Source organism: Streptomyces justiciae, from assembly GCF_015163075.1.
Classification (GTDB): Bacteria; Actinomycetota; Actinomycetes; order Streptomycetales; family Streptomycetaceae; genus Streptomyces; species Streptomyces justiciae.
The window spans coordinates 354699-379708 of record NZ_JADDXU010000003.1 but is presented as its reverse complement, the minus strand read 5'-3'; the positions used below and the strand labels follow the sequence as shown (position 1 = coordinate 379708).

Annotated in this window: 23 protein-coding genes; 11 read left to right on the top strand and 12 right to left on the bottom strand. The window is 70.5% G+C overall.

The window, feature by feature from the left end; translation table 11 throughout:
• Window positions 1–19: 19 nt before the first annotated feature.
• From fxsT to IQ210_RS10055, 5 genes are all read right to left on the bottom strand, one after another.
• On the bottom strand, window positions 20–3508 hold the full coding sequence (fxsT, locus tag IQ210_RS10075; RefSeq protein WP_194078563.1) for an FxSxx-COOH system tetratricopeptide repeat protein: 3489 nt from the start codon (window positions 3506–3508) through the stop codon (window positions 20–22).
• Window positions 3508–4119: a TIR domain-containing protein gene (locus tag IQ210_RS10070; protein WP_194078562.1), complete on the bottom strand. Its 612-nt coding sequence runs from the start codon at window positions 4117–4119 to the stop codon at window positions 3508–3510. Before IQ210_RS10070 ends, fxsT begins: the two co-directional genes overlap by 1 nt.
• 69 nt (window positions 4120–4188) lie before the next feature.
• Window positions 4189–5790: a carbohydrate-binding protein gene (locus IQ210_RS10065; RefSeq protein ID WP_194078561.1), complete on the bottom strand. Its 1602-nt coding sequence runs from the start codon at window positions 5788–5790 to the stop codon at window positions 4189–4191.
• A 203-nt stretch (window positions 5791–5993) separates the two neighbouring features.
• Complete coding sequence (locus IQ210_RS10060; protein WP_194078560.1) at window positions 5994–6338, bottom strand: antibiotic biosynthesis monooxygenase family protein; 345 nt, start codon at window positions 6336–6338, stop codon at window positions 5994–5996.
• Window positions 6335–7315: a helix-turn-helix domain-containing protein gene (locus tag IQ210_RS10055; RefSeq protein WP_194078559.1), complete on the bottom strand. Its 981-nt coding sequence runs from the start codon at window positions 7313–7315 to the stop codon at window positions 6335–6337. The genes IQ210_RS10060 and IQ210_RS10055 overlap by 4 nt, the downstream gene beginning before the upstream one ends.
• 105 nt (window positions 7316–7420) lie before the next feature.
• On the opposite strand from IQ210_RS10055, the gene IQ210_RS10050 reads away from it, so the two are divergent.
• The 3 genes from IQ210_RS10050 (at window position 7421) to IQ210_RS10040 (ending at window position 11833) form a co-directional block, all read left to right on the top strand.
• Window positions 7421–8479: a saccharopine dehydrogenase NADP-binding domain-containing protein gene (locus IQ210_RS10050; protein WP_194078558.1), complete on the top strand. Its 1059-nt coding sequence runs from the start codon at window positions 7421–7423 to the stop codon at window positions 8477–8479.
• A gap of 132 nt (window positions 8480–8611) precedes the next feature.
• A complete protein-coding gene (locus IQ210_RS10045; RefSeq protein WP_194078557.1) occupies window positions 8612–9598 on the top strand; it encodes a phosphotransferase family protein in 987 nt (328 codons plus the stop codon).
• A 183-nt stretch (window positions 9599–9781) separates the two neighbouring features.
• Window positions 9782–11833 (top strand): TerD family protein, encoded by a 2052-nt coding sequence (locus tag IQ210_RS10040; RefSeq protein ID WP_194078556.1) that lies wholly within the window; start codon window positions 9782–9784, stop codon window positions 11831–11833.
• A gap of 92 nt (window positions 11834–11925) precedes the next feature.
• Here IQ210_RS10040 and IQ210_RS10035 read toward each other — a convergent pair whose 3' ends face one another.
• Window positions 11926–12339, bottom strand: coding sequence for a VOC family protein (locus IQ210_RS10035; RefSeq protein WP_194078555.1), 414 nt, complete (start codon window positions 12337–12339; stop codon window positions 11926–11928).
• Window positions 12340–12440: 101 nt separating this feature from the next.
• Between IQ210_RS10035 and IQ210_RS10030 the strand changes: the two genes are divergently transcribed.
• On the top strand, window positions 12441–13286 hold the full coding sequence (locus tag IQ210_RS10030; protein WP_322656335.1) for an HAD family hydrolase: 846 nt from the start codon (window positions 12441–12443) through the stop codon (window positions 13284–13286).
• A 62-nt stretch (window positions 13287–13348) separates the two neighbouring features.
• On the opposite strand, the gene IQ210_RS10025 is transcribed toward IQ210_RS10030, so the two are convergent.
• The 5 genes from IQ210_RS10025 to IQ210_RS10005 all read right to left on the bottom strand — a co-directional run bounded on the left by IQ210_RS10025 (window position 13349) and on the right by IQ210_RS10005 (window position 17295).
• Window positions 13349–13549 (bottom strand): hypothetical protein, encoded by a 201-nt coding sequence (locus tag IQ210_RS10025; RefSeq protein ID WP_194078554.1) that lies wholly within the window; start codon window positions 13547–13549, stop codon window positions 13349–13351.
• A 106-nt stretch (window positions 13550–13655) separates the two neighbouring features.
• Window positions 13656–14747 (bottom strand): 3-oxoacyl-ACP synthase III family protein, encoded by a 1092-nt coding sequence (locus IQ210_RS10020; protein ID WP_194078553.1) that lies wholly within the window; start codon window positions 14745–14747, stop codon window positions 13656–13658.
• A 36-nt stretch (window positions 14748–14783) separates the two neighbouring features.
• Window positions 14784–15677, bottom strand: a complete 894-nt coding sequence (locus tag IQ210_RS10015; protein WP_194078552.1) for a hypothetical protein — start codon at window positions 15675–15677, stop codon at window positions 14784–14786.
• 139 nt (window positions 15678–15816) lie between these two features.
• Window positions 15817–16446 (bottom strand): hypothetical protein, encoded by a 630-nt coding sequence (locus tag IQ210_RS10010; protein ID WP_194078551.1) that lies wholly within the window; start codon window positions 16444–16446, stop codon window positions 15817–15819.
• Between the two features lie 51 nt (window positions 16447–16497).
• A complete protein-coding gene (locus tag IQ210_RS10005; protein WP_194078550.1) occupies window positions 16498–17295 on the bottom strand; it encodes an AfsA-related hotdog domain-containing protein in 798 nt (265 codons plus the stop codon).
• A gap of 179 nt (window positions 17296–17474) precedes the next feature.
• Between IQ210_RS10005 and IQ210_RS10000 the strand changes: the two genes are divergently transcribed.
• The 7 genes from IQ210_RS10000 to IQ210_RS09970 all read left to right on the top strand — a co-directional run bounded on the left by IQ210_RS10000 (window position 17475) and on the right by IQ210_RS09970 (window position 23871).
• Entirely contained in the window at window positions 17475–18077 is a 603-nt protein-coding gene (locus IQ210_RS10000; protein WP_194078549.1) for a TetR/AcrR family transcriptional regulator, read from the top strand.
• Between the two features lie 244 nt (window positions 18078–18321).
• Complete coding sequence (locus tag IQ210_RS09995) at window positions 18322–19107, top strand: SDR family NAD(P)-dependent oxidoreductase (RefSeq protein WP_194078548.1); 786 nt, start codon at window positions 18322–18324, stop codon at window positions 19105–19107.
• A 117-nt stretch (window positions 19108–19224) separates the two neighbouring features.
• On the top strand, window positions 19225–19455 hold the full coding sequence (locus IQ210_RS09990; protein ID WP_059194211.1) for a tautomerase family protein: 231 nt from the start codon (window positions 19225–19227) through the stop codon (window positions 19453–19455).
• A 53-nt stretch (window positions 19456–19508) separates the two neighbouring features.
• Window positions 19509–20957: an MFS transporter gene (locus IQ210_RS09985; RefSeq protein ID WP_194078547.1), complete on the top strand. Its 1449-nt coding sequence runs from the start codon at window positions 19509–19511 to the stop codon at window positions 20955–20957.
• A 570-nt stretch (window positions 20958–21527) separates the two neighbouring features.
• Window positions 21528–23126 (top strand): acyl-CoA carboxylase subunit beta, encoded by a 1599-nt coding sequence (locus tag IQ210_RS09980; RefSeq protein WP_194078958.1) that lies wholly within the window; start codon window positions 21528–21530, stop codon window positions 23124–23126.
• Window positions 23123–23326 (top strand): acyl-CoA carboxylase subunit epsilon, encoded by a 204-nt coding sequence (locus IQ210_RS09975; RefSeq protein ID WP_194078546.1) that lies wholly within the window; start codon window positions 23123–23125, stop codon window positions 23324–23326. Before IQ210_RS09980 ends, IQ210_RS09975 begins: the two co-directional genes overlap by 4 nt.
• Before the next feature lie 32 nt (window positions 23327–23358).
• Window positions 23359–23871, top strand: coding sequence for a MerR family transcriptional regulator (locus IQ210_RS09970; RefSeq protein WP_194078545.1), 513 nt, complete (start codon window positions 23359–23361; stop codon window positions 23869–23871).
• Here IQ210_RS09970 and IQ210_RS09965 read toward each other — a convergent pair.
• Window positions 23811–24929, bottom strand: coding sequence for an acyl-CoA dehydrogenase family protein (locus tag IQ210_RS09965; RefSeq protein WP_194078543.1), 1119 nt, complete (start codon window positions 24927–24929; stop codon window positions 23811–23813). The two genes, IQ210_RS09970 and IQ210_RS09965, sit on opposite strands and share 61 nt — an antisense overlap.
• Window positions 24930–25010: the final 81 nt, after the last annotated feature.

Here is a 25010-nt window from a genome sequence, read left to right as displayed (position 1 = left end):
TGTACGGGTGGGCGGGGGCTCAGAACGGCGGTGTCTGCTGCGCGCCCAGCGGGGGGAGCCGCAACTTGTGGCGGTCGATGGCGTGCAGGGATTTGGAGTGGTTATGGCCGAGCACCCGACGCATGCGGGCGATGGTGTCGTCGCGGAGGGAGTTCGCGTCCGCTGTCCGGCCCAGGGACTCGAGGTCGATGGCGAGATTGGCGGCGGTCTGCAGGGTGTCGGGGTGGTCCTCGCCGAGTACGTCGCGTTGGTTGCGAAGGTTGTTCTCCCCGAGGGCGACGGCCTGCTCGGTCCGGCCGACAGCCGCGAGGTCGATGGCGAGATTCGTGGCGGTGCGCAGCGTGTCAGGGTGTTCCGGACCGATCAGGCGCTGCTGACGGTCGAAGACGTCCGAGTCCAGCTTCCACGCGCTCTCGCGGTCCTCCGTGACGAAAGAGGCGCGCGCCAGGTAGGAGGCTGCCATCAGGGTCTCCACGGCATCGCCGCCCAGTCCCCGCTCCCACGTCGCGTACAGGTCCTGCAGCCTGTGCAGGGCCTGGCCGTAATCGCCGCGTTCCATCAGATACCAGCAGGCCCTGAGTGCCACGGCCCGCGCGGTCGTCGTGACGAGGTCGCCCGGGGCGATGGCGAGGAAGTGGGGCGCGAGTTCACGCCAGCGGCCCTCGGCGTCCGGGGCGTCGTCGGGGTCGAGGGCGATCAGCAGCTCGCTGGCTTTGGCGGCGGCCGGGGCACGTTGCTCGGCGCTGAGGTGGTCGCGCAGCACGGCCAGGGTCAGCCTGGGCAGCCTGGTGCTGCCGCCGGACACCCGGGCCAGCCCGGCCTCCTCCATCGCCATCAGGAGCTGCCGGAAGCCACGGGGGGTGGCCCCCAGGGCGGTTGGGGTCAGCGGAAGGGGCACGGGGGCGAGCAGCACGCAGGCGCGCAACAGGAGGGCGGCTTCTGGTTTCTCCTGGCTCAGTTTGTTCAAGCTCATCGCCAGCTGAGCCGTCAGATACCCTCCCGGGTAGTCGGACGGCCTGTCCTCGTCGAGCGTTTCGGCCGGGTGCTCTGCCAGCAGTTGCAGGTATTCCTCCGGGGGGAAGACGTAGAGGGCCTCCGCAGCCTGGGCCAGCGCGAGCGGCAGACCGTCCAACGCCTCGGCCAGTTGTGTCGCGTACCCCTTGGTCAAGTTGCGATGGCGGGAGGTCAGCAGGGCGACCGCGTCCGCGCGTGGCAGGACATCGACCTCGAGTGTCGTGGCGACCTGACGCCAATGGGGGTTGCGGGAGGTGATCAGCACGTGCCCGTCACCGTTCGGCAGAAGGCCGGCGAGATCGACGGGGTTCTCGACGCCATCGAAGATCAACAGCCAACGCGAACGCTCGCGCAGCTCCTGGTGGAGGGCCCGGACACCGTCGACGTCGCTGCTGTCGGCCTGCCAACAGCCGAGGGCTGCGGCGAGCTCGGCCAAGGACGAGGTGTACGCCCCCTGCATGTACCAGACCAGGTCGTACTCGCTGCGGTAGTGGTGCGCGTACTCGATGGCCAACTGGGACTTGCCGACCCCGCAGGGCCCGGTCAGCGCCAGTGGTGCTCTGGTGGTCGAGTCCGTCAGCCTGGTCTTGATCTCCAGCATCAGGTCGTCCCGTGCGATGAAGCCGGCATTGCGGGTGGGGAGGTTCCACGCGCTCGGCCGGTCTCCTGGCACCCGGGACTCAGTCGTACTCGACGCTGGGAACGCGGGCGGCGTCGTAGGCGTGCTGATCGGGTTTTCGACCGCCCGCAACAGCGCCTCCCGTGCCTCCCGCTCCTCCACGCCGAACAGGTCGGTGAACCCGTGCCGTTGGACAGCCCCCGGCACGTCGATCTCCTCGACGCGCAGTGCGATGAACTTCTCCGGCATCGCCAGCAGCGCCGCCGATTGGTCCCTGGGCATCCCGCCCTCGCCGAGGAACGCGGCGGAGTACAAGGCCACGATCCGGTCCTCGGCCGGGAGGCCCAGCACAGTCGTCAGGAAGCTGTCTCCCTGCCGCCCCGGCCAGTCCTGGTCGACTTCGTACCCTGCCTCCCGCAAGGTCCAGCTGACCCACTCGGCCCACGCCCGGTCCTCCGGCATATGAGCCACGAACACCCGCCCACGCCCCGCCGAGGACGCCGTGTCGAAATCGACGTGGGTCGACTGCGACCGAGCCCTCGCCGAGATCCCCCGGGCAACGTCCGCCAGCTGGCCCTCGGCCAGGCTGTACGACGGCAGCGCATGCACCAGTGACGGCAGATCCCGCAGCACCCGCGTCGAGCCGACCACCGGGAACACCGTGCGGTCCGACTGCTCGTCCAGCGTCTGTCGCAGGAAGTAGTTCAGCTCGTCCCGATGCCAGGAGTCCACCGAGTCGCGGGCCAGCAGGACGAGATGGCGGCTGCTGTCGATGACCGGCCGAAGGTTCTCGCGCGGGCCGGCGTCCGGCTGGAGTGCCGAGAAGCTGGACAGGCCCGCCTCCGCCAGCAGAGCCGCGAGCCTGGTGGCCTCGCTCTCCGTCTTCGGCGTACCGCTGATGAAGAAGTCGTACTGGTAATGCCCGCCCCGCCGCCCCGTCCTGATCGCCGCGTCCACATACGCGTCGCGGCTCTCGGTGAACAGCCGGGCGTCCTCCAGGTTGCGGGCGATCAGCGCGGCGATCGACGCGATGCTGTGGCTGATCAGCTGGGGGTTGCGGAAGTCCTCGGTGACGACCGGGAGGTCCTCGCCGAAGGACCAGTACGCGGAGTAGGGGACCGTGCAGTTGTCGAGGACCCGTTCGACGGGGGAGCCGTCGGGGACCCAGGCGTCGTAGCTGGGCTTGAGTTCGCCGCGCAGCTTCTCCCGCCATTCGGCAGCCCGTTCGTACTCCTCGCTCATGTCGAAGCGGCAGAGGAGGGGAAGGGTGAGCAGGCGCGAGCGGTCGTACGGGAGGCTGTTGCGGGTGACGGAGGCGCGGCGTACGACGTCCAGGACGCCGTCGACGTTCTGCTGGTTCGCCGTGAACGTGTAGGCGAGGATGTGCGGCAGCTGGGCCGTGCAGATGCCGCCGGAGTCCGAGATGCCGGTGCGGCTGTCGACGAGGATCACGTCGTAGGCGTCGAGCCAGCGCTCCCGCCAGCTCTCCAGCACGTTGCCGAAGTCGTGCTCCAGGTACAGCTGTTCCCAGTCGATGCTCTGGAGCTTGGGGACGTAGTCGTTGCCGACGCCGCCGGCGGCGATCAGGTCGAGTGTCGCCCCGTCCGGCAGGGCGACCGGTGTGATGTGGTCGAGGGCGCCGACGCGCTCCCCCTCGCGTACGGCGAGCGCCATGTCGGTCAGGCCGGTGGCGGGGACGTCCATGTACGGACGGAAGTAGTAGTGCAGGCCCGGGGCTTCCAGGTCCCAGTCGATGCACAGCACCCGGTAGCCCCACTGGGCCAGCAGGACAGCGGAGTTGGAGAGCAGGAAGCTGCGTCCCACACCGCCTTTGTAGGAGTAGAAGGTCGCGATCCGGCCCTGGCTCATCGTCATCACAGCCTCGGGACGGAACGCTGGGGGGACTCCGCGTGCGCGGCGGGTCGGACGACCGGCCAGCCTTCCTGCCACTCGGGGGCGCAGGCCAGACAGGCCGCTACCTCCTCGGCGACCGTGCGCATCCGGTCCTGGAAGCCGAGATAGGCGGGGGTGTCCCGGAACTGGGGGCCGTCGTAGCCGTACTTGGTGAGCTCCTTGTACTGCTGGATCTTCTGCGCCTCCTCCGGGAAGTGCTCGCCGTCCATGAAGTTGATCGGGTAGACGAGCGTCGGCGCCTGGCCGTTGACCTGCGACAGCGCCTCCTGGCGCAGCTGCATGCTCTTCCACTCGGCCATGCACCAGTCCGAACGGAAGTACGGCGGCGACCAGATGGCCACCAGACAGCGGCTGCGCAGCAACGCCTGTTCCAGGCGGTCCGGCCAGGGCGATCCGGCGGGTATCTCGAAGTCGACGAAGATGCGCGGGTCCGTGGGCAGCAAGTCCTCTAGATACAGCTGGAGTTCACGGCTGAAGTGGTTCTTCACCCAGTCCCGCACATGCCCTCTGTGGCTGTAACTGATGAAGACGTCGTAGTCGTAGTCCACCGTGCCCCCTCCGGCGTGCCGCACGGCGCCAAATCTAGGGCAGGAAGGTCAGATACGTCCTGACCTTCCTGCCCTGGAGGGAAGCAGGCTCGCCTAGAGCGTGACCTGCTTGCCGCCGAACGTCACCACCAGGCTGCCGTTGGACGCGAAAGACCAGCCCAGGGCGCCCGTGTAGGAGGAGCAGCGGGAGCCGTTCGTGCCGGACCAGAACTGGTTGGAGCTGTCGGCGTCGCCCACGTAGCGGTCGTTGGCGCCGCTGTCGCAGGAGGTGTTGGAGCGGAAGACCGAGGTTCCGGTCTCGAAGTTGAAGTTGCGTTCGGTGTTGGCGACGGCCACGTTGCTCGTGATGGTCATCGAGCCCGGGTTGCTGTTGTACGTGAACCCGTGGTGGCCGTTGCCGTAGGCGATGCTGTGCTGGACGACGTGGTTGACCGCGATGGAGTCGCCGCCGAGCTTGTAGCCGTTGCGGTCGCCGTTGCCGGCCTGGGAGCCGTCGCTGAGGGTGCCGTTGTTGTAGGAGAGGGAGTACTCGATGGTCACCGGGCCGATCGCGCCGGTGTCCGTCTTGGTGTACAGGTCCCAGCCGTCGTCGATGTTGTTGTGGGAAACGGCGTACCGGAAGACATTCCCCGTGCCCGTCGTCAGCTTCGCCGCGAAGCCGTCCGCGTCCTCGCCGTCGGAGTCGGCGTTGTCGTGCGACTCGGCGCTGAGGACGAGGTTGTTCGACGGCCACTCGCTGCTCGGCGTCGAGGAGGCGATCCGGCCCAACTGGAGCCCGGTGTCACGGTTGTAGCGGGTCACCGTGCGCTCGATGACGTTGTTGCTGCCGCCGACGTAGATGCCGTTGTCGCCCGCGCGCTCGACGACGAGGCCGTAGAGCTTCCAGTAGTTGGCGAACAGCTGAAGACCGCGGTTCGACGAACTCTCGCTCTGCGCCGAGAAGTTGAGCACCGGCGTCTCACCCGGGTACGCGGAGAGCAGGGTGCGGGCGCTGGAAGTGCCGTTGTTGCCGGCCGGGATCGTCACGGTGGACGAGTAGTTGTACGTGCCGCCGCGCATGTAGATCGTGCCGCCGGCCGCGATACGGCTGATCGCGGAGGTGAGGGTGGTCGGGGCGCTCGCCGTACCGGCCGCGCCGTCCGTGCCGGTGGGGGAGACGTACAGGGCCGTGGAGGAGGGCGGGGTCGTCGTACCCGTGGTCTCCACGTCGATGTAGTCGATGTTGGCCAGGCCGCCCGCGCTGGTCGGGTTGAGGCGGATGGTGTTGCTGCCCGCGTTCACCGGCACGGTGAACGTCTTCGTCGCCCAGGTCGTCCACGCCCCCGTGCCCTCGAAGGACGCCGAGGAGGCGGTCGTGCCGTTGACGACGACGTCCGTGGCGCGGGCCGTCGTGGTGCCGTTGGCGAAGCGGACGCTGACGGTCGCGGTGCCCGCGGCGGAGGCGGAGACGGTGAACTGGTTGTAGGCGCCGGAGGCGTTGGTGCCGTTGCAGTAGCCGCTGCCGGAGTAGCCGGTCCACTCCGTCTCGACGGCGCCGGTGCAGACCGCCGGTGAGGTCTCGGCCTCGTAGCGGGTGGTGGCGGCGTTCGCCGTGGTGCCGGAGAGGGCGACCAGGGTGCCGGCGAGGAGGCCGACGGTCGCGACCGCGGATGCGGCGGCTATGGGTCTCGTACGGGGACCGGAGAACTTGGTCATGGGGGGCCGTGCCCTTTCTGTCGCGGGTTGGGTGTGGCAACGTGGCGGTTCGCGTGAATGAACACGCCACGTCGCGCGCACCTCTTCCAGAGAGGGGAAAGCGCTTTCTCCGGACCGTAAGGGCCTGCTGTGTACGCGTCAATAGACGTGTACGTGATTGCCGTTCATGACCATGAACTCAACGGACCAGGGGTACTTCTCGATCAGCTGTCCTCGGCCTTGGGCGCCGCCTGCTGCACCACCTCGAAGGACCACAGCGTCGCCCCGGTGGCAGCCGGCTTCGGCCGCTCGCCGCCCTCCGCGCCACCGCCACCGCCACCGCCGTGCGAGGCGCGCCCCATCCCCGCCATCCACTTGTCGAAGTCCTCCTCGCTGCGCCAGCGCGTGTACACGAGGTAGGTGTCGGTGCCCTCCACCGGGCGCAGCAGCTCGAACCACTCGAACCCGTCCGAGCCCTCCACCGCCCCCGCCCGCGCGGCGAACCGCTTCTCCAGGACCTCGCGCTGCTCTTCGGGGACGGTGAGGACGTTGATCTTCACGATGCTCATGCGCCCATTGTCCCCGTAGGTGACTTCTGGGCGGTGGCGGGACGGGTGCGGAAGGTGCGGCGGTAGCTGTCCGGGGGGACGCCGACCGTGCGGTGGAAGTGGCGGCGCAGGGTCGTCGCCGTGCCCATGCCCGTCGCGGTCGCGATGGCGTCGATGCCGTCGTCGGTGGTCTCCAGCAACTCCTGGGCGCGGCGGATGCGTTGGGTCAGCAGCCACTGCAACGGGGTGGTGCCGGTGGCCGCCCGGAAGTGGCGGGTGAGGTGACGTGAGCTCATCCCGGCCCGGCGGGCCAGGTCCGTCACGGTCAGCGGCTGGTCCAGGCGTTCGATCACCCAGGGCAGGAGTGCGGCGAGCGGGTGGTCGTCGCGGGCGGGCACGGGCGCGGCGACGAACTGCGCCTGACCGCCCGCCCGGTGCGGGGGTACGACGAGACGGCGGGCGGCGGCGTTGGCGACCGACGATCCGTGGTCGAGTCGTACGAGATGCAGGCACAGGTCCATCGCCGCGGCCTTCCCGGCGGAGGTGAGGACGCTGCCGTTGTCGACGTAGAGGACGTCCGGGTCGACCTCCACCTCGGGATGGCGGGCGGCGAGCTCCTCGGTGTGCGCCCAGTGCGTGGTCGCGCGCCTGCCGTCCAGCAGACCAGCGGCGGCCAGCACGAACGCGCCCGTACACAGCGAGGCCACCCGCGCCCCCGCCGCATGCGCCGCGCGCACCGCCTCGACCAGCTCGGCGGGCGGGTCCACGTCGACGTCCGCCCAGCCCGGCACGATCACGGTGTCGGCGTCGCGGAGACGGTCGAGGCCGTGATCGGGTTCGAGCCGGAACCGGCCGACCCGGACCGGCGCCGAGCCGCAGACGGTGACGTCGTACCAGGGGACGGTCACCCCGTCCGGCACGGCGCCGAACACCTCGTACGCCAGGGACAGCTCGAAGTGCAGCATGCCGTCGGTGACGGCGAGGGCGACGGCGGTCATGTCCGTAATTGTATGGGGCGTGTCGTTCCGGACACTCACGCTGCGGTGTGCGCGCCGCCCAGGATGGTCGTCGACGGATCAGCCGGTGAGGAAGTTGGGGGCGTCATGGGAGCGGAAGCAGCAGCGGGACGGACGGTCGCGGTGTTCGGCGCGTACGGGCACACCGGGCGCTTCGTGGTGCAGGAACTGATCGCGCGCGGCTTCGTGCCGCTGCTCTCCGGTCGCGACGCCGTGCGACTGAAGGCGATGTCCGTCGAGTACGACGTGGAGGCGCGTCCGGCGTCGGTGGACGACCCGGCCTCGCTGGACCGTGCGCTGGCCGGCGCGGCGGCCGTGATCAACTGCGCCGGGCCGTTCGCGACGACCGCCGCGCCGTTGATCGAGGCGGCGCTGCGTGCCCGGATTCCCTACCTGGACGTGGCGGCGGAGATCGAGGCCAACGCCGACACCTTCGCCCACTTCGCGGACCGCGCCCGTGCGGCGGGCGTGCCGGTGGTGCCCGCGATGGCGTTCTACGGCGGGCTCGGCGACCTGCTCGCCACGGCCGCGATGGGGGAGTGGACGGCGGCCGACGAGGCGCATGTCGCGTACGGCCTGAACAGCTGGCACCCGACGCCGGGGACGCGGATCGCGGGCGAGGTGTCGCGGGGGCGGCGGGACGGGCGGCGGGTGCGGTTCAGCGGGGGGCGGCTGGAGTACCGGGACGACGCGGCGCCGGTGCTGGAGTGGGCGTTCCCGGAGCCGATGGGGGCGCGGCAGGTCATCGGGGAGTTCACGATGGCCGACGTGGTGACGGTCCCGAGCCATCTGCCGATCCCCGAGGTGCGGACGTACATGACGGTGGAGGCGGCGAGGGACCTGTCGTCGCCGGAGACTCCGGCACCGGTCGCGGCGGACGGGGACGGGGACGGGGACGGTTCGGGGCGATCTGCGCAGACATTCCTGGTGGATGTGGTGGTGCGGTCCGGTGGGGAGGAGCGGCGGGCGGTGGCGCGGGGCCGGGACATCTACGCCGTCACGGCACCGCTGGTGGTGGAGGCGACGGAGCGGGTGCTGACGGGGCGGACCGAGGTCGGGGCGGGTGTGGTGTCGGCGGGGGAGATGTTCGACGCGGGGGACTTTCTGCGGGCGTTGGCGGGGCAGGTGAAGGTCGAACTGCCATGACTGAGCTGTCGGTTGCTGTGAGCCGCTCGGTCACCCTTGACGTACGGGTGACCCGGTAGGCATCTTGGGAGCGCTCCCAGACGGCTGGCCCCTCCGCTGTCCGAAAGCGCCCCGGATTGGAAGAGTGGCCCCATGCAGAGTCAGACCAAACGCCGCCTGTCCCCCGCCGACCTCGACGCCCTGCTGCGGGACTCGGCCGGGATCGGGGGCCGACTGGAGGCCGAGCTGACCGACGGCTGCTACAACACGGCCTACCGTGTCCGCCTCGACGACGGCCGCGCCGCGATCGTGAAGCTCGCTCCGCTGCCGGAGGTGCCGGTGCTGCGGTACGAGCGGGGGATCATGGCGACCGAGGCGATGGTCTACCGCCGCCTGAAGGAGCTCCCGGAGGGACACGTACCCGGCCCCGAACTCCTCTACGCCGACGACGAGTTCCTCATGGTCTCCCTCCTGGAGGGCACCCCCTGGGACAAGGTGGCCAAGACCCTCTCCCCGGCCACCACCAGCACCCTGCGCCGCGAACTGGGCGCGGTCACCGCCCGCTTGAACACCCTGGTGTCCGAGGACGGCCGCTTTGGCTACCCGGCACCCGAGTCGGGACTGTCGGCGCCGGACTGGCGGACGGCGTTCACGCTGATGGTGGAGGCGCTGCTGGAGGACGCGGCCCGCTGGAACTCGGAGCTCCCCGAAGAGCCGGACACGATCAGGAAGTTGGTGGCCGAGGGCGGCTACGCGCTCGACGAGGTCACCGAACCCCGCCTGGTCCACTTCGACCTCTGGCCCGGCAACGTCTTCGTCAACGGCGGCGATCACCCTCGTATCACCGGCCTCATCGACCACGAACGCGCCTTCTGGGGCGACCCGGCGGCCGAACTGATCTCCCTGGCCTTCGGCGGCGACGCCACCCCGGACAGCGAGGTGGTCACCGGCTACGTCGAAGCCGGCGGCACCCTGAACTTCACCCCCACCCTCCACCACCGCCTCGCCCTCTACCAGCTCTACCTGGGCCTGATCCTGGTCATCGAGGACGGCCCCCGCGCCACGGACGACACGGGGCATGTCGCCTGGACGCGGGAGTATCTGGCGGAGGCGGTGGGGCGGGTACGGGGGTTGGGGTAGGGGCGGGGCGCGATCACCGGCGGTGCGTGTTGCGTCGATTGCGGCGGGCTTGGGGTGGCGGGCCTGATCGAGTACTAGAGTTCCGACGTGCGTTGAAAGTTGCAGCACGTCACGACGGATCAACCGACGGTGGGCGGGGGCTGGTGATTCGCGTGTGACGTGCCCTGCTGGGGGGTGGGTTGCATGTACGAGTTGGTCAAGGGGGCCAACGTAGGTCTGGCGGCGCTCAGCGAGAGCGTCGACTCGGTGATCGTGAGTCTGGACTGGACGAGTTCCACGGGTGAGGGCGACGCCGATGTGTCCGTGCTGCTGCTGGACGGCAACGGCAAGGTGCGCAGCGACGGGGACTTCTACTTCTACAACAATCCGGTGGCCGCTGACGGGAGCGTGCAGCTGCTGGGCAAGACGCCCACAGGGGGCGGGAACCAGGACCGGATCGGATTCGACCTGACCGCGATCCCGGACGACGTCGAACGGATCGTGGTGGCCGCGAGCCGTTACGGCGGGGCCCATTTCGGCGAACTCGACGATCTGCAACTGACGTTGGCCGACGGCTCCGGCGAGGGCCTGCTCCGCTTCGCCATCGAGGACGCGGGCGCGGTGAGCGCCTTCATCTTCGGTGAGCTCTACCGCCGCGACGGCGTCTGGAAGATCCGGGCGGTGGGCCAGGGATACGCCACCGGACTGGCCGGTCTGGCAACGGACTTCGGCGTTGACATCGATGACGACGCGGCCACGGAGGAGACCCCGGCGGACGTGGCGGACGTGGCGGACGAAGAGTCCACGGACACCGCACCCGTGACCCCCGCCGAGGACCGTGCATCCGCGGTGCCGCTGGAGGCGGTTCCCGCGCCGCGGACGCCCGCCGATGACGCGGAGCCGAAGAAGGCGTCGGCCCGGCCCCGTACCGCCAAGAAGAAGGTCACGCTGCCGAAGGCGGCCAAGAAGTCGCTGGCGGAGAACGACTCGTGGAAGGACGCGAGGCTCTTTCCGGTTTCCGCGCTCAAGAGCGACCGGGACCGGGAAATGCGGGCCACGTCGGTGCTGTTGTCGGTGATGGCGCAGATTCCGGAGTTCGGCAGGCGGCTCACCGCCGCGTTCGGAGCACCGGCGGGCCGTATGGAGACGTTCACCGAGGTGTCCCTGCCGCACGGTGACACCCCGCGCCGCCCTGACGGTGTCATCCGCGTCGAGCGGGCCGGCAAGCTGTGGACGGCGCTGGTCGAGACGAAGACCAACGGCAACGCCCTCAAGGCCGAGCAGGTCCAGGCGTACATGGACATCGCCGCGCGCCGCGGCTATGAGGCGGTGATCACGCTGTCGAACGACGTGGCGCTGGAAGGCAGTCCCCTGGTCGACGTCAAGATCGACGGGCGGCGCAAGCACAAGGTGGCGCTGTGGCATCTGTCCTGGGCCGAGGTGACCCATCAGGCCCAGATGCTGATCCGGCACGAGGGCGTCAGCAACATGGCGCACGCCTGGCTGCTCCAGGAACTGCTCCACTACCTCCAGCACGAGAACTCCGGATGCCACGGCTTCCAGAACATGGGTCCGGCCTGGGTCCCCGTGCGCAACGGCATCGACGACGAGACCCTGTGCCAGGGAGACGCGCGTGCCCTGGAGGTGGTGGAGAGCTGGGAGCGGCTGATTCGGCAGGTCTGTCTCGGGCTCGGCGGTGAACTCGGCCAGAAGGTGCTGCCCGTCCAGCGGTCCCGACGCGGAGTCGATCCCGGTGCCCTCCGCACACGCCTTGCCGACCAGCTCTGCCTCGAAGGCCGACTTCAGGCGGAGCTGCGCATCGAAGGAACGCCCGGCGTTCTCGCCGTCACCGCTGATCTGCGGACGGGGCGTATCCGCACCTCCGTCGAGATCCCCGCACCCACTCAGGGCTATCCCCTGACCTGGGCGAAACGGCTCGTGCGACGCCTCGCCGAGGCCCCCGCCGACCTGCATGTCGAGACGCTTGTCGAAGGGGAGACAGGGGGACCCAGAAGCACCCTGGAGCGGCTGCGCCCGGAACCCGGGGACATGCTGCCGAAGAACGGCCTTCAGATCACCGGCTTCCGGTTGTCCCTGTTCAAGGGCATGGGGAGCGGCCGTGGCAACGCCGAGTCGGGCTTCATCCGCAGCGTGAACGACGCGGTGACCCGCTTCCACGGGACCGTGGTGGCGCATCTGGAGGGCGGCCAGCAGACGCGGCGGGCGGCTTCCGCGGAGCGGTCCGTCTCCGGCTAAGGCCGACCTCGACGAGGGGCGCCGGAGGGTGCCGCGGGCGAGGCGTCATGGGGACGACCCGACGCCTCGCACCGCGGCCGATCCCGCCCCGATCAGCCCTGCGCCCCCGCGATGTTCACCATCCAAGGCACCCCGAACCGGTCCGTGCACATGCCGAAGACGTCGCCCCACATCTGTTTGTCGAGGGGGACCGACACCGTGCCGTCCGTCGAGAGCTTCTCCCAGTAGCCGCGCAGTTCTGTGTCGTCGTCGCCGCTGAGGCTGATGGAGTAGTTGTTGCCGACGGTGTTCGGCATGTCCGGGTGGGCGTCGGCGGCCATGAGGGTGAAGCCGGACGGGGTTTCCAGCATGCCGTGCATGATCTTGTCGGCCAGCGGGGTGTCCGCCTGGCCGAAGTCGCCGTACGTGTTCAGCGTGAGGGTGCCGCCGAACACCTCCTTGTAGAACTCCATCGCCTGTCGAGTGGTGCCGTCGAAGCTGAGGTACGGGTTGAGGCGCGAGGCCATGGAAACCTCCCGAAAAGGGGTGCCGGTACTCCTTCGGAGGCTAGCCGGGCCCACTGACAACAGCATCCGGTGAGTGATACCTTCACGAAGGAATTTTTTTAGTGCCCGGTACCGTGCCGGGCCCCGAGGGGGAGGTTCTGGACATGACGGTGGTGGCGGAGACAGCCGGCGGGGTGCGGGTCGACGCGGGGCATCGGCCCGCCTACCTGGTCTTCTGTGACGTCGACGAGACGCTCATCAACTGCAAGAGCATGTTCGAGTTCCTGCGCTTTCAGCTCGTCCGGCGGTTCGGTGAGGAGGGCGAGCACCGGTACCGGCTCGTCGAGGCCGACCTCAAGGGCCGCTCCGCCGCCGGGGTGCCCCGGGCGGATGTGAACCGGGCCTACTACCGCTCCTACGCCGGTGAGAGCGTCGAGGAGATGGCCGCGCTCGGGCGCGAGTGGTTCACCCTCGCCTCCGCCGACCCCGGGTTCTTCATCGCCTCCACCGTCGACGAGCTGAACCGGCATCGCGCCGCCGGCGCCGAGATCGTGCTCGTCTCCGGGTCCTTCCCGCCCTGCCTCGACCCCGTCGCCGAGCACGTCGGCGCCCGGCACGTCCTGTGCTCCTCGCCCGTCGTGCGCGAGGGCCGTTACACCGGTGAGCTGACCGAGCCCGTGATCGGCGAGGGCAAGCGGGCGGCGGCCCTGCGGATGCTCGCCGAGCACCCCGGCGTCAACCCGCGCGACTGCTTCGCCTACGGCGACCACCCCTCCGACTTCCCCCTCCTCGACTGCGTCGGCCACCCCCGTGGCGTCGGCGACGACCCCGTCGTACGCGGCTATCTCGCCCGGCGTGCGGACCGGGCCGCGGCCGCCGTCTCCGGGTGCGCGCTCGCCTGCTGGTCCATGGGCCGCGACGAGCACTCCGAGGGCTGCTCGGGGGGCTGCGCCCTGCCGCTCTGCTGAGGACACGTGGATGGAGGGGCGGAGGGCCTGATCGGCCTCCGCCCCTCCATCTGTGTGCGGGGTCAGTCGATGCTCCGGCAGATGTGGGGCTCCAGCTCCGCGTCGTCCGCGTCCCCCGCGAGGTGGAGGACGGGCCGCCGTGCCTCGGGGCCGGTGTTCAGCAGGTACCAGGTGCCGCCGTGCTGCACCGAGGCCAGCGTGCCGTTGGCCAAGACATGCAAACGAGGGAGACCGGGGCTCTTCGGCTTCTGCAGGGTGATCATTGTTGCTCCTGTGGGGCGTTGATGGCATCAGTGGTCTGTGCACGCGTGGTGTTTCTCCGTCGTGGGTACGTCCGTGCCGGGCGGGTGGGGCATCGCGCCCCGTCCGCTACCTCGCCCCGGCCAGCACCGGCTCCCGTACGCCCGTCGTCGCCCCCGTCGCCGCAGCGGCCCGTGCCGGGCGGGCGTGGGCCGTCGGGGCCCAGCGGAACAGGGCCGAGCCGACCGACATGCCGCCCCCGAAGGCCGACAGCACCGTCAGGTCGCCCTCGGTGAACAACCCCCGCCGGTGCGCCACGTCGAGGGTGATCGGGACGGACGCGGCACCGGTGTTGCCGTGATGGGCGAGGGCCAGATGCATGCGGGCCGTGTCGAGGCCGAGCGCGGGCCAGACCTCGGCGAGCATCACGCCGTTCGCCTGGTGCGGGACGAAGTGCCGTACCGCACGGGCCGGTACGCGTGCCTTGGCCAGCAACTCGCCGATCGCACCGGGCAGGTTGTCGTGCACGAAGCCGCGCACCCCGCGGCCGTCCATCGTGAACCAGTGCGCGCCCTCCGCGACAGTCTCCGCCGAGGCTGGGCGCCTGCTGCCGCCGGCCGGGACGCTGATCAGGCGGTGCTGGTCGCCGCGGGTCGTCAGGCTGGTGGTGATGCCGCCGGTCCCGGCCGGCACCGGCCCGAGGACGACGGCCCCCGCTCCGTCGCCGAACAGGATGGCCGTCTTGCGGTCGGCCGGGTCCAGGATGCGGGAGTAGATGTCCGCACCGATGACCAGGGCGTACGGCCCCTGCCCCGACGCCGTGCGCGGCTCGGCCCGCAGCATGCGGTCGGCTGCCGTCAGCGCGAACATGAAGCCGCTGCACACCGAGTTGACGTCGAAGGCGGCGGCCCGGCGCGCCCCGATGAGGTCGGTGACGATGGCGGCGGTGGCGGGCTGGGGGTGGTCGGGGGTGGAGGTGGCGACGACGACGTACGTGAGCTGATCGGCCGTCAGACCTGCCTGAAGCAACGCCTGTCGGGCCGCGTTCGCCGCCAGGTCCGACGTGGCATCGTGCGGGGCCGCGCGGTGTCGTCGTCGTATGCCGGTCTTGCGTTCGATCCATTCCGCGGTCACCCCCGCCGCGGCACCGACCTCGTCGTTGTGGGCGACGGTCGCGGGCAGGTAGGAGCCGGTGGCGATGATGCCGATGGTGTGGTCCATGGTCTCTCCTGAGGGGTAAGTGGCATACCGAGACGGTCAGTTGGCGGGTTCGGTCGTGAACTCTCCGAAGCTCGGGCCCTGGAGCTTCAGCTGGGCGTGGATGTCGCCACCGAGGCCGAAGTGGCCGATGGCGCCGCCGTAGTTCTGCTGGTAGCTCATCCACAGCACGACCACGTTGATCACCCGGTTGGAGCCGGGGGTGCCCGGCGCCGGGAAGGGGTTGGGGAGGGTCGCCCGGTAGTGGGCCATGCCGTTGCTGTCGCTGATGAAGGCGTTCGGCACGCCGAGCGGGCCGGGGCGGGTCGGGCCGGCCGGGTCGAGGTCGTGCTCGCGCAGCGACATGACCGTGTAGAGGCTGTCCGGGATCAGACCGGTGAAGGCGAAGGAGAAGTCGGCGCCGCGCCGGTGCGCCGGCACATGCACCTCCAACTGGCCGCGCGCCTTGGCCCATTGGCCGAGCGTGATCGGTTCCCGCACCTTCGGGCCGTCCTCCTCGCGCAGGTCCGGGATGGGCGCGCCGTGCAGCGGATAGCTCGGGCGGCGCACGTCGTGCGCGTCGGGGCGCTGCTCGGGGGCGAACAGCATCGGGTAGTTGTTGCAGGGCAGCGGGAGGGGCAGCGTGAACAGCTGGACCTGGGCGTCCGGGCCGGTCGGGTCGGTGAGGTCGAGCTCGCGGACGATGTCGTACGGCAGGTTCTGGCCGAGCGGCGGCAGCGGGCTGTCCGGGGAGACCACCGCGCCGCCCCACGCGGAGACGGTGGCGCCGTCGGGGCCGGGCCGGTTGACGCGGCCGATGACGACGAAGTCGCCGTTCTCGTCGACGATCTCGCTCGGCGGGTAGAGCGGCCCCTGGGTGGTGACGCTCAGGTCGTAGGTCCGGGTCATGGGCGCGGCCGCGACGGGCGCGGGGGCCACGGGGGAGAGGGTCATGTCGGTGCTCCTTCGCGGACGCGAGGTGGAGAGGCGGGTGACGGAGGGAGAGGAGAGGTGGATACGGCCGGCCGCGCAACGCCGCGCTCAGTGCACAGGGGTTCCGCGGCCGGCCGTGGGAGGGGAGGGACGGGGGGCGTCAGGCGGTGACGCGCTCGTAGATGCGGGTGTACAGGCCGTTGTCGCCTCCGGTGATGTAGGTGTCGCCCGCCTCGCGGACGATCTGCTGGTAGCGCGGGGAGGTGAAGGCCTCCATGTACTTCGCGGGGTCGGCGTCGAAGCCGGACACGAACATCACGCCGGGCTCGGTGCTGGCCAGCGAGTGGAACGCCTGGAAGCTCTTGACCTCGTCGGTGGTGCGGACGACGTCGAAGATGGTCTCCTCGCGCCAGGCGCGGTACTGCCGGTAGACCCGCGGCACGACCTCGACGTGCCGCATCTGCACGTAGTGGGTGTCGGGCAGGGCGCCGGCGGCCGGCTTGGGCGCCTCGACGAACTGCAGGAACTGGCGGCGGAAGTCGCCCTCGCCCAGCGGGCCGACGGCCTCCCACAGCTTCCACCAGTCGGCGCGCAGCTCCTCCATCTGCTCGAACCCGTGGTGCAGCGGGGCGAGTTCGAGGACGGAGTTGCTCTCCAGGCCGCGGTAGAGGATGCGTCCTTCGAAGCCGGACGCGTCGTTGTGGGCCTGCCAGGCCTCGGCGACGGCGTCGATCTGCTCGGGCTTGGCGAACAGCTCGGTGGCGGTGATGAGGGCGGCGGAAGCGGACATGACGGTTCTCCTTGGGTGAGTGAGTGCGTTTCTGAAGTGGTCGTACGGTGCTCAGACGGTGGCCAGCACCGGCTCCGTGGGCGTGATCGTCTGGCGCGCGTTGCGCACCGTGTGCTCGACGGCGAACTGGGCCCGGCGGTGCTCCTTGGCCTCGATGACCGGGGCGTCGAAGGCCGTGTAGGTGACGGTGGTGATGGAGGCGCGGCGGCCGGCCTGGTGGAGGGAGATCTCCGCGGCGAAGGACAGCCGGTCGGGGTCGTCGAGTTCGGCGCGCAGCGAGTGGTAGACGATCGTGGCGTCGACGGGGAAGAGGAAGTTCTCGAAGTCGGTGTTCATCGACTCGATGACGTAGTAGTACGAGCGGTCGAGGTAGCGGCAGGCGTGGTAGCGCTCGCTGACCGCGAGGAACATCTGCCGGGCCGCCTCGACGGCCACCATGCCCTGGACGTGCTCGCCGGTCTGGTGGTCGATGAGCAGCTCGTTGTCGTTGTGGACCCGGAGGGTGGCGGAGAAGAGGTCCGCACCGTCCCGCCGGAGGTCGGCTATCAGGGTGTTGTCGCTTCGGTGTTTGTGGGCCTCGCCGCGGCCGGCCAGCGCCGGCGCCCGGAAGTCGAGGTCGAGACGGTCACCGAGGCCGAGCAGCAGCGCCGCGTCCCTGACGTTGTCCGCGTCCTCGGCGGTGACGCCCTGACCGGCGCGGACCCGGACCGGGCGGCTGTCCCAGGAGTACACCCCGAGGCGCATCTCCTCGATGAACTGGCTGACGGTGAGGACGTCCTGCTGGGCGGCGAATCCGGCGAAACGGTCACCGACGAGCAGCAGGGTCCGAAGGGTGGCTGTGGCTGACATGCGTTTCTCCTCAGCTGACATGGGAGCTGACACGAGGGGCCTGCCGCCTCTTCCGCACCGGGTTTTCCGGGGTGGCGGGGCCGATGTGAAGAACGTAGAGGAGTCTCGGCAAGAGTGCAACCATCTAGTTGGTTTTTCTGAACCATCCAGTTGGTTGTGGCGTGGACTACGCTGGTCCCATGGCTGAGACACCCAAGGCGCAGGCGACCCGCGCCAAGCTTCTGGAAGCCGCCGAGGCGGAGTTCTCCGAGCACGGGCTCGCGGGTGCGCGCGTGGACCGCATCGCCGAACGCTCCGGCGTCAACAAGCAGCGGATCTACGCCTACTTCGGCAACAAGGAAGCCCTGTTCGCGGCCGTGATGACCAAGGTCTACGCCCACATGTCGGAAGCGGTGCCCATCCCCGTCACGGAGGAGGGGCTGCGCTCGTACGTCGGCGAGGTCTTCGACTACCACCGCCAGTCCGACCTCGTACGGCTGCTGGCCTGGGAGGGTCTGCACTACCGCGACAAGCCGATCCCGGACGAGAAGGAGCGCGAGGCGTACTACGTCCACAAGACGGCCGCGCTCAGCCTCGCGCTCGGCGTCGACGACCCCGCCACGGCCGCCCGCGTGCTCATCGCCCTGATCGGCATCGCGTCCTGGCCGTTCATCGTGCCGCAGCAGCGCCGGCTGATGCTGGGGCCGGACGGGGAGACGGAGAGCGGGTGGGCGCTGCTGCGGGCGAGCGTGGTGGCGCACGGGCACTCGATCATCGACAACGTGCTTCAGGGGGCGGTCTGACGTCCGTCCAGGCCTGGGTGGGGTGAGGGAGTCCGGAGATTTCCGGGCTCCCTTTTTGCTGGTCGGAGGGGGTGGGGAACGGGCTTAACCATCTAGTTGGTTCTCAAAAACCAACTAGATGGTTGCGCGCGCTCCCGAACCGGGCTACCTTCTTCATCACCAGGCCGGACCCGCTCCGATCGGGCCGCCGGTGTTCTCTGACATCTCGTCAAACGCCGCTCAACGCCAGCGAATTGAGGACCCCATGAACGCCACCCCCGTCATAGTCGTCACCGGCGCCACCGGCGGCATGGGCTCGGCCGTCGTCGAGGAGCTCGCCCGCTCGGACGCCACCGTCGCCCTGCTGGGCCGGGACGCGGGCCGCCTGGAGCGGACCCGGCAGGAGATCGACGCCCGCACGGGCGGCGCGGGCCGGCTCGTCACCTACGAGACCGACATCAACTCCGCCGCCTCGGTCGACGCGACCGTCGCCGCCCTGGTCGCCGAGCTCGGCCGGGTGGACGGCCTGGTCCACACCGCGGGGGACGGCCCGCTCGCCCCGCTCGCCGAAACCGACGACGCGATGTGGCAGACCACGTTCAACGGCAAGCTGATGGGCGCCGTACGGCTCACCCGGGCGCTCGCCGGACCTCTGGCCGAGGGCGACGGAGGCTCGGTCGTGCTGGTCAGCGGCGTCTTCCGCAAGGACCCCGACCCGCTCTTCCCGGTGAACAGCGCGGTCAACGCCGCCCTCGCGGCCTTCGCCAAGGCCGTCTCCAAGGATCTCGGGCGCAAGGGCGTCCGGGTCAACGTCCTCGACCCCGGCGCCGTCCGCACACCCCTCTGGGACGAGATCGCCAAGGCGATCGGCGACCGCACCGGCGCCACCGCGGCGGAGGTCACGGCCCAGGTAGCCGCCCAGACCCCGCTCGGCGAACTGGCCGCCCCGCTGGACGTGGCCCGCGTCGCGGCCTTCCTCCTCTCCCCCGCCGCCCGCCACATCACGGGCGCCGCCCTGACCCTCGACGGCGGAGCCTCGCCCGGCCTGTAGCCGTGCTACGGCCCCGTGATTGGTGAGTTTGTGTCACCACGGGGCCGCAAAACCGCAGGTCGCCGCCGCCCGCAGCGAAACAAACTCACCAGTCACCCACACCCAAGGAGCTTCGCCATGCCCATCCTCTCCATGACCACCTGGCCGAACCAGACCGACGAGAAGTGCCAGGAGCTCATCGAGGAGCTCACCGCCACCGTGCACCGCGTCATCGGGGCGCCCCTCGACAAGATCACCGTCTACATCCAGGAGATCCCGCAGAACCGCTGGGGCGAGGGCGGAGTGCTCGGCACGAACCCGGAGTTCGCCGAACTCAGCCGCCGCCGCGCCGCGCCGGTGGACGCCTGACCGGCCCCCCGACCCTCGCCTCCCCCCACCCCTTCCTTCCAAGGAGAGTTCCCATGGCCATCCTGACCCGGCCCGCGCGGACCGACCGGCGCCCTGTCGAACCGGCCGGTGCGCCGCCCGCCGCCCCCCGGTCCAGCTCCCCCACCACCGTCCTCGCCGCCGCCCTGCTCGCCTTCTTCGTCATCTCCCTCGACGGCTCGGTCGTCAACGTCGCCCTCCCGGCCATCTCCCACTCCCTGGGCGGCACGATGGCCGACCTCCAGTGGATCGTCGACGGCTACACCCTGATGTTCGCCGCGTTCATGCTGTCGGCCGGTACCTTCTCGGACCGGATCGGTGCCAGCCGCGCCTACGCCTGGGGTCTCGCCTCGTTCACCGTCGCCTCCCTGGCCTGCGGAATCGCCCCCAACCTCGGCACTCTGATCGGCGCCCGCATGGTGCAGGGCGGCGCGGCGGCCCTCATGGTCCCGGCGTCGCTCGCGCTGATCCGGCAGACGTACACCGACCCCGGCAAGCGGGCGCGGGCCATCGCGATCTGGACGGCCGCTGGTTCCGTGGCCGTGGCGGTCGGGCCGGTCATCGGCGGCATGCTCACCAGTGGGCTGAGCTGGCGTGCGGTGTTCTACCTCAACCTCCCGGTCGGCGCCCTCGGCCTCGCGCTGCTGACCCGCATCACCCCCTCGCCGCGCCGGTCGGCGCCGGTCGACCTGGTCGGCCAGCTGTCGGTGGTGGCGTCCCTGGCCGGTCTGACGTACGCCGTGATCGAGGGCGGACGCGCGGGCTGGACGAGCGTGGACGTGCTGGGGACGCTGGCGCTCGCCGCGGTCGCGATCGCGGTGTTCGTGGTGACGCAGTCGCGGCGCGAGCAGCCGATGGTGCCGCTGAGCATCTTCAAGAACCGCACGGTCCTCGTCTGCCTCGCGGCCGGCTTCACCATCAACGCGGTCTTCTACGGTGCGATCTTCCTGCTCGGCATGTACTTCCAGCAGGTGCGCGGCGCCTCCCCGGTCAGCACCGGCGCGATGTTCATCCCGATGTGCGCGCTGATCTCGATCGTCAACATGGCGGGCGTGAAGCTCGCGGCCCGCAAGGGGGCGTGGGTGCCGATGACGATCGGGCAGCTGGTGATGACGGCGGGCTCGCTGCTGATGCTGACGGTCACCTCCTCGACGTCGTACTGGATCCCGGTGCTGCTGCTGGTCCCGATCGGCCTGGGCGGCGGGTTCGCGGTGCCGTCCCTGACGGCGGCGATCCTGGAGAACGTCGACGGCGAGCGGGCCGGCACGGCGGCGGCGGTGCTCAACACTTTCCGCCAGGTGGGCAGTTGCATCGCGGTGGCGGCGTTCGGGGCGCTGATCGCGGACACCTCGCACTTCAAGCAGGGCATGGACACCAGCTTCGTGATCAGCGTGGTGATGCTGCTGGCGACGGCGGCGGCCACGGCCGTGTTCCTGCCCCGCCTGACCAACAGGTCGGCGGAGAACGCGAACACCAAGGCCTAGGGGTACCCGACGTACCCCTGGACGGCCGGTCGGCCCAACGCCCCCCGCCCGCCGCACCGGCCACAAACACGAAGACCCCGGCCCGGGTTCCACTCCCGGCGCCGGGGTCTTCGACGTGGGGGCGGGGGCTGAAACCCATGTGCCGTGTGCCGGTTCGCCTGCCCGGCAGCCGTCGAACGGGATGGTTGGTCCACGTCACCGCACCACCAGCGCGTCGTCGTCATCGGCGGCAAGCCCGCAGCGGGTCGCGGCGCCGCCCAAACGGCCGCTCGGCCAGGCCGCGGGGCTCACGCTGGACGTCACCGACGAGGGAGCGGTGGCGGAGTCTCTTCGCCGAGGTCGGCGCGTACGACCACCTGACCTGCACCGCCGGCGACGCCCTCATCCGCAAGCCCGTGCGTGAGACGGGTACGGACGAGGCGCGGCGGCTCAGCTCCTCCCGTGGCCGCCAGGCCCGAGCCCGGCACAGCGCTCCCGCCCGCCCCCCGCTCGCCCACTTCCTTCGCAAAGCCCCGTTAAAATACCTTCACGAAGGAATTTAAAGACGGCATGATGGGACCCATGACCGTGATGGAAGAACGCACCCTTCCCCAACCCCCACCGGACACGACCACCCCTGACACCACCCGCACCCGCCTCGCCGAACTGCACCTCATCCGCGAGCTCGCCCACGAAGGCCCCGCCCCCGGCGCCACCGACCAGCAGCACGCGCGTGGCAAGCTCACCGCTCGGGAGCGCATCGAACTCCTCCTCGATCCGGGCTCGTTCACCGAGGTCGAGGCGTTGCGGCGGCATCGGGCCACCGGGTTCGGGCTGGAGGCTCGGCGGCCCTACACCGACGGTGTCGTCACCGGCTGGGGCACCGTGCACGGGCGGACCGTCTTCGTCTACGCCCATGACTTCCGTATCTTCGGCGGTGCCCTCGGCGAGGCCCACGCCACGAAGATCCACAAGGTGATGGACCTCGCGCTCGCCGCCGGGGCGCCGTTGGTCAGCCTCAATGACGGGGCGGGCGCCCGGATTCAGGAGGGGGTCAGCGCCCTCGCCGGGTACGGCGGGATCTTCACCCGCAACGTCGCCGCCTCCGGCGTCCTCCCGCAGATCAGCGTGATGCTCGGGCCCTGCGCCGGTGGCGCCGCCTACTCGCCCGCGCTCACCGACTTCGTCTTCATGGTCCGCGGCATCTCCCAGATGTTCATCACCGGCCCCGACGTCGTCCGCACCGTCACCGGCGAGCAGGTCAGCCAGGACGGCCTCGGCGGTGCCGACGTGCACGCCGATGTCTCCGGCGTCGCCGCCGCGGCCTACGACGACGAGGCGAGCTGTCTGGAGGACGTACGGCATCTGCTGTCCCTGCTGCCCGCCAACAACCGTGAACTCCCGCCTTACGAAACGCCCTCGGACGACCCCGACCGGCGCTGCGAGGCCTTGCTCGACCTGGTGCCGGCCGAGCCGAACCAGGCGTACGACATCCATCGCGTCGTCGAGGAGATCGTCGACGACGGGGATTTCTTTGAGGTGCAGGCCAGTTGGGCCGCCAACCTGGTGTGCGGGCTCGCCCGCCTCGACGGGCACGTCGTCGGCATCGTCGCCAACCAACCCGCCGCCACCGCAGGGGTGTTGGACATCGCCGCCTCCGAAAAGGGGGCGCGGTTCGTGCAGTTCTGCGACGCCTTCAACATCCCGCTGGTCACGCTCGTGGACGTGCCCGGGTTCCTGCCGGGCGTCGGGCAGGAGCACGCCGGGATCATCCGGCACGGCGCCAAGCTGCTGTACGCGTACTGCAACGCCACCGTGCCGCGCATCTCCCTGGTGCTGCGCAAGGCCTACGGCGGCGCCTACATCGTCATGGACTCGCGCTCCATCGGCGCCGACCTCGCCCTCGCGTGGCCCACGAACGAGATCGCCGTGATGGGGGCGGAGGGTGCCGCCAACGTCGTCTTCCGGCGGGAGATCGCGGCCGCCGATGATCCGGAGGCGGTGCGTGAGCGTCGTATCAAGGAGTACAAGTCCGAGCTCATGCACCCCTATTACGCCGCCGAGCGCGGGTTGGTCGACGACGTCATCGATCCCCGCGACACCCGGGTCGTGCTCGTCCGCTCGCTCGCCATGCTCCGGGCCAAGCACGCCGACCTGCCCTCCCGCAAGCACGGGAACCAGCCGGTATGAGCGGCACCGAGGCGCCCCTGCTCAGGGTGGAGCGCGGTGACCCGTCGCCCGAGGAACTCGCCGCCGCCACCGCCGTACTGCTGGAACTGGCCCGGCGGGCGCCTGCCGCGGAGGAGCCCGCGCCCGCCCGGACCGCCGCACCCACCTGGCACCGCCCCGCCCTGACCGCGCACCGCGCGGCCGCGTCCTGGCGCCACTGAAGCCACCCGACCCTGCCCAGAGAGGGATCACCATGTCCGTGACCGACACCACGACCGGTACGACGACGCATACGACGACCGGCACCACCACCGAGTACGCCGCCTACGACCGCAAGCGCCCCACCGCCTACGTCACCACCCACGCCGAGACCTACTCCCTGGAGGAGGTCGTCCGCATCAGCGGCCTCGACGCCGACACCCTCGGCTGGTACGAGCGGCAGGGGCTGATCGAGGGCGCCGAGGAGGACCCGTACGGGGTGCGTGCCTACAGCCCGATCCATCTGCGCTGGCTGGAGTTCCTCAACCACCTGCGCAGCACCGGGATGTCCCCGGCCGACATGAACCACTACGTCGAGCTGTACCGGGCGGGCGACCCGACCATCGCCGCCCGCCGCGAACTGCTCGAAGCGCACCGGGAGTTGCTGCGGCCGCGGGCGGCCGAGTTCGCCGCCACGCTCCGCTACCTGGACTGGAAGATCGGGTTCTACGCGGAGCGGGAGGCCGTGCTCGCCCGGTCCGCCGCGGCGAGCGCGGTGGAGGCGTAGGCGGCGGCGACCGGTTCCAGGCGGAGCACACCGTGCGAGGCGACCGTGCGGACGTCCCGCCACAGGCGGGTGAGTTCGCCGGAGGCGTCGCGGATGTGGGCGCCGCCGGTGCGGAACAGCCGGTCCACGGCGTCGGCGAGGAGGCCGGCGGCCACGGCCGCGTCCCGCTGGTTGCCGGTGACGAGCGCCGGGGTGACCGGCTCGGTGTCGGCGCGGTGCGCGGCCCGCTCCAGGAGCAGGCCGGCCGCGTCGATGTGGGCCGAGGCCACGGCGAGCGTCTCGCGCACCGCCGCACTGTCGTACTGCGGGCGCCCACTGCCGGGCGCCTTGGAGGCCGCCCATTGCGACCACACCGCCAGCGCCCGGCGGGCCGCGCCCAGCGCGGGCGCGCAGAACATCAGCCCACCGGCCAGCTGAGCCGGTGCGGTGTGACAGCGGGGGAGGCGCGGGGCGGTGGCCCCACGCATCAACTCCGCCAGGGGAAAGCTGAGTTCGTGCGGGACAAAGGCGTCCCGTACGACCGCGGTGTGGCTTCCGGTGCCGCGCAGTCCGGTGGCGTCCCAGGTGTCGAGTACGTCGACGGCGGCGCCCGGCACCGCGAACACCCGCGTCTCCCCGTCCCCCGCGGGCGCGGCGACCAGCACCCACTGCGCACTGCCGACGCCGCTCACGCACCCCCAGCTGCCGGTCAACTGCCAGCCGCCCGGCGCCGGTTCGGCCCGCCCGGCGGGTGGCATCAGCGCCGCCGCTATCCGTACGTCGGGATCGGCACCCCACAGCTCCCGCTGCCCCTCCTCGGGCAGCAGCGCGGCGAACCGGCCGTGCGCGGCCCAGAGCATGCCGACCCAGGCGGCCGACGTACAGGCCTTGCCGACCGCGGCGACCTCGTGCAGCAGGGCAGTGAACGTCCCTTCCGTACCGCCCCATTGGCGGGGCACGAAGTGCCGGGCCAGGCCGGTGGCGGTGAGCGCGGCGACGACCTCGGGTGCCAACCGGCCCTCACGGTCGGCGGCTTGGGCGTGTGCGGCGGCAATGGCAGTTGCGGAGGTGGGGGGCATGTGACTGCTCCTAGTCATCTCTGTCAGGATCAGGTAAAAAAAGTGCGTTCAAGAAGGTATTATTCGAGGCAACCGTCCGAA

Excerpts from the sequence above, each read along its gene's own strand:
- fxsT (WP_194078563.1), bottom strand. The coding sequence starts at position 3,508 with ATGACGATGAGCCAGGGCCGGATCGCGACCTTCTACTCCTACAAAGGC.
- IQ210_RS10065 (WP_194078561.1), bottom strand. The coding sequence starts at position 5,790 with ATGACCAAGTTCTCCGGTCCCCGTACGAGACCCATAGCCGCCGCATCC.
- IQ210_RS10060 (WP_194078560.1), bottom strand. The coding sequence starts at position 6,338 with ATGAGCATCGTGAAGATCAACGTCCTCACCGTCCCCGAAGAGCAGCGC.
- IQ210_RS10055 (WP_194078559.1), bottom strand. The coding sequence starts at position 7,315 with ATGACCGCCGTCGCCCTCGCCGTCACCGACGGCATGCTGCACTTCGAG.
- IQ210_RS10050 (WP_194078558.1), top strand. The coding sequence starts at position 7,421 with ATGGGAGCGGAAGCAGCAGCGGGACGGACGGTCGCGGTGTTCGGCGCG.
- IQ210_RS10045 (WP_194078557.1), top strand. The coding sequence starts at position 8,612 with ATGCAGAGTCAGACCAAACGCCGCCTGTCCCCCGCCGACCTCGACGCC.
- IQ210_RS10040 (WP_194078556.1), top strand. The coding sequence starts at position 9,782 with ATGTACGAGTTGGTCAAGGGGGCCAACGTAGGTCTGGCGGCGCTCAGC.
- IQ210_RS10035 (WP_194078555.1), bottom strand. The coding sequence starts at position 12,339 with ATGGCCTCGCGCCTCAACCCGTACCTCAGCTTCGACGGCACCACTCGA.
- IQ210_RS10025 (WP_194078554.1), bottom strand. The coding sequence starts at position 13,549 with ATGATCACCCTGCAGAAGCCGAAGAGCCCCGGTCTCCCTCGTTTGCAT.
- IQ210_RS10020 (WP_194078553.1), bottom strand. The coding sequence starts at position 14,747 with ATGGACCACACCATCGGCATCATCGCCACCGGCTCCTACCTGCCCGCG.
- IQ210_RS10015 (WP_194078552.1), bottom strand. The coding sequence starts at position 15,677 with ATGACCCTCTCCCCCGTGGCCCCCGCGCCCGTCGCGGCCGCGCCCATG.
- IQ210_RS10010 (WP_194078551.1), bottom strand. The coding sequence starts at position 16,446 with ATGTCCGCTTCCGCCGCCCTCATCACCGCCACCGAGCTGTTCGCCAAG.
- IQ210_RS10005 (WP_194078550.1), bottom strand. The coding sequence starts at position 17,295 with ATGTCAGCCACAGCCACCCTTCGGACCCTGCTGCTCGTCGGTGACCGT.
- IQ210_RS10000 (WP_194078549.1), top strand. The coding sequence starts at position 17,475 with ATGGCTGAGACACCCAAGGCGCAGGCGACCCGCGCCAAGCTTCTGGAA.
- IQ210_RS09995 (WP_194078548.1), top strand. The coding sequence starts at position 18,322 with ATGAACGCCACCCCCGTCATAGTCGTCACCGGCGCCACCGGCGGCATG.
- IQ210_RS09990 (WP_059194211.1), top strand. The coding sequence starts at position 19,225 with ATGCCCATCCTCTCCATGACCACCTGGCCGAACCAGACCGACGAGAAG.
- IQ210_RS09985 (WP_194078547.1), top strand. The coding sequence starts at position 19,509 with ATGGCCATCCTGACCCGGCCCGCGCGGACCGACCGGCGCCCTGTCGAA.
- IQ210_RS09980 (WP_194078958.1), top strand. The coding sequence starts at position 21,528 with ATGGAAGAACGCACCCTTCCCCAACCCCCACCGGACACGACCACCCCT.
- IQ210_RS09975 (WP_194078546.1), top strand. The coding sequence starts at position 23,123 with ATGAGCGGCACCGAGGCGCCCCTGCTCAGGGTGGAGCGCGGTGACCCG.
- IQ210_RS09970 (WP_194078545.1), top strand. The coding sequence starts at position 23,359 with ATGTCCGTGACCGACACCACGACCGGTACGACGACGCATACGACGACC.
- IQ210_RS09965 (WP_194078543.1), bottom strand. The coding sequence starts at position 24,929 with ATGCCCCCCACCTCCGCAACTGCCATTGCCGCCGCACACGCCCAAGCC.